General features: G+C 64.3%; 1 pseudogene. It reads right to left on the bottom strand.

The features are described from left to right. Window positions 1-214 (bottom strand): annotated as a pseudogene (locus QHF83_RS53180) (hypothetical protein); the annotation flags it as partial. Window positions 215-2,084: the final 1,870 nt, after the last annotated feature.

Below are 2,084 nucleotides of genomic sequence, written 5' to 3'. Positions count from 1 at the left end.
CGATCCGAAGCTTCCCGAGCCGCGCGACGGGGACCGGGAAGTCCGGGGCGCGGATGGCCTCCAGGAAGACGCGCCGCGGGATGCCGGTCACCGCCTCGACGTTGCATTGCGAGAGGGTTTCGGGCGGAGGCGCGACGAGCTGGAGGACGCCCTGTGGGATCGACAAGGTCGCCGTGATGTTGCCGTCCGGGCTGCGGGACTCACCGATGGACATGTCCGCCCTCCCATGGCGCACGAAGGGGCGCCGTTGCGTGGATCCGATTCTCCCGCCCGTGGGGGACGCGAGACAAGGGAAAATCGAGGTCGCCGTCGAGTTCTATATATATAGCCGACTATACGTATAGCCGACTATACGTATAGTCACATAGTCACATAGTCATGTAGCTAACTATACAGGTGGCCGGCCCGGCGTGGGGGGCCCCCTCCCTGGCGGAGCGTGTGTAGCTGTTTTCGCCCAACTGGCGCCGGTGGGCCAAGAGGAATCGAAGCCCCAGGCGGCGTTCTATACATAATTCACATTACATCAACACGTATTACGTATTACGGCGCGGATGCTGCGCCCGGCGCGGGCCCGAGCCCCCACTTCTCGGCGCATCCTCGGCCGGGCTCTCGGGGGGCGCTCGGCCGGCTCTCGGGAGTTCCCCGGAAGCCATGGCCGCAGAGCCACTCGAACCCGATGGCTCTTGCCATGGAAAAGCCATGGCTTTCCATGGATCCGAAGGGCATGCACCGCACCTCCCCCAGGGCGCCGCGAGACCGCAAAAATCCGGCCGATTTTGCAGGGTACGCGAATCACCCACATCGTGAAACATTTCCGTGGCCCGTTGCCATGGCTCCGGCGAGCAAAAAGTGGATCGATTTCTGGCCCCTGAATGGCCCCCGAGTCTGTGAAACAAGGGTGCCGAACCGACCTCCATGGCTCAACCACGGCGATTTCGAGGTCTGTCCGCGGAGGGCATGGCTCTTGCGCATGCAGCGAACGTGAAGTCCGATACCGACCCCGGCTCCGTGAAACATTTTCTGGGCCCGACGCATGGCTCCGCCTAGCAAAAAGTGGATCGATTTGTGGACCCTTCTCGGCCCCCGAGCCTGTGAAACAAGGGGGCATACCCGCCCGGTATGGCTCAAATGCGGCGATTTCGCGGTTCGTCCACGGAGGGCACGGTGCTTGCGGTATCGGAAAAGGTGAACTGAAGTACAGGGCCCGGCCCTGGGGAGGTGCCGAGCCGTGGCGTTCTACCGAAAAATTCGTCGAAAACCGATTACATTGAGCGGCTTTTTCACGTCTTGATGCGAGGAAACAAGGGGGCTGTGCCCTGATTTCGGACACGTAGCTCGGCTTTTGTGGGTTTGCTTTGAACAACTCGTCCCGAAGCCTTGGAGCATTCCAGCGCAGACGTAGCAGGCTACGCCGGTTTCCCGCTGATTTTTGTGGATCGCGGAAAGCCAAATGTGCATAGTGGTCGGCTGGAGCTTCTGTATGGGTATGAGCGACGCCTCCGCGCGCCCCGGTTTGCCAATGCAAACACCAGAGGTGCAGCCTTCCGCAGTCTGCACTGCGGTCGTGCTCATCGGCGTTTGCGAATCCTCGCCCGATCTCGTGGCACTCGGGACGGCGCTGGGGGCGTTCGCGGCAGGTCTTGCCGATGTTCCGAACGTCGGGCCCGCATCGATGATCGAGTCTATCCGGCGCAGTCTCGCGGACGCGGCATGGCGCCGAGCGGCGCAGGAGACGCTCGCGGATCAGCGTGTGCGATTGCTCGCGGGCGCGTTCCTCAAAGCCTGCGAGCAGCGCGTGCCGAGGCCAGTGTCCAACCCGGATGACCCGGCATGGCTTGCCGGAGTCCGGAGCGCGTATGAGGAAGACGAGCGTCTCCAAATTCTCGCCGACACCCTGCTCGGAATGCTTCGGTTCCCACGCGAGGCGGCATCCCCGGCGCCGTCTGCGCGTCCCGCGCCCACGCCCACACCTGCACGCCCCGTGGCTGCGGCTCCCGCGCGCCCCGCGCCCACGCCCGCGCCGTCCGCGCGTCCTGCGGCTGCGGCTCCCGCGCCCGCGCGGTCCGCGTGTCCTGCGGCTGCGG

This window comes from Polyangium sp. 15x6 (assembly GCF_029960785.1).
Classification (GTDB): Bacteria; Myxococcota_A; Polyangia; order Polyangiales; family Polyangiaceae; genus Polyangium.
This window is presented reverse-complemented; position numbering and strand designations above follow the sequence as displayed.